We start from the raw sequence: 737 nt of genomic DNA, 5'->3' as shown, positions 1-737 counted from the left end.
CGGCGGGGCGGAGGGCGCGCAGCCAGCCGGCGACCTGCTCGGCCGGGCTGATCCCCCAGCTGGCCGTGCCGGTCGCGCCCGCGGTCGGGCGGGCCTGCCAGGCCAGCTCGGTCACCTGCGCACCGCCGGACTCCACCGACTCGGTCCAGCCCGCCGGCGCGGTCACGCTCACCGCGTCGTCGTTCGGCCCGACCCCGCCGACCAGCAGCGCACCCGGGGTCACCGTGGTCACCCCCGGCACCGCCAGCGAGGCCACCCGCCCGGTCTGCACCGCGGTCGAGGCCGCGGTGTCGAACGGCGTGCCGTTGTCCACCCCGGAGAACGCCGTCACCGCCGCGTTCCACTTCACCGCCGTGCCCAGCGTCCAGGTGTAGGACGCCGGCTCGGCCGCCGCCGCGGCCACCACCCGGTAGTAGACGAACAACCGGGCGCTGGACCCCATGCTCAGCGGGTTCACCACCGGCGACCAGCCGGCCGGCACGCTCCCCATCGACGGCGCGTCATCGGCGGTGATCGAGACGATCAGCACGTCCCCGTCGACCAGCCCGGCCGGCCGCGGCACGCTCACCGCGGTCGCCGCCGTCCGGCTCACCGACTGGGCCGAGGCCCCCACGGTGATCGCCCCCGCGCCGCCACCGGGCGGCGGACCGCCCGCCGTCACGGTGATCGTCCGGGTGGCCGGCGCACCGGCCCCGGCCGCGTTCGACGCGATCAGCCGCACCGTGTACGTGCCCGCC

2 protein-coding genes are annotated in these 737 nt (G+C 77.7%); one reads left to right on the top strand and one right to left on the bottom strand.

Going from position 1 to position 737, the window contains the following annotated elements; translation table 11 throughout:
- The coding region (locus OF117_RS22085) for a hypothetical protein (protein ID WP_263555012.1) at positions 1-442 on the bottom strand (442 nt) is incomplete at its 3' end.
- On the opposite strand from OF117_RS22085, the gene OF117_RS22080 reads away from it, so the two are divergent.
- A partial coding sequence (locus OF117_RS22080; protein ID WP_263555011.1) for a hypothetical protein occupies positions 441-737 on the top strand: 297 nt, incomplete at its 3' end. The two genes, OF117_RS22085 and OF117_RS22080, sit on opposite strands and share 2 nt — an antisense overlap.

It is taken from the genome of Geodermatophilus sp. YIM 151500 (genome assembly GCF_025716945.1).
Lineage (GTDB): Bacteria > Actinomycetota > Actinomycetes > Mycobacteriales > Geodermatophilaceae > YIM-151500.
Note: the sequence above shows the minus strand (reverse complement) of the source record. Positions and strands in the feature narration are given on the sequence as shown.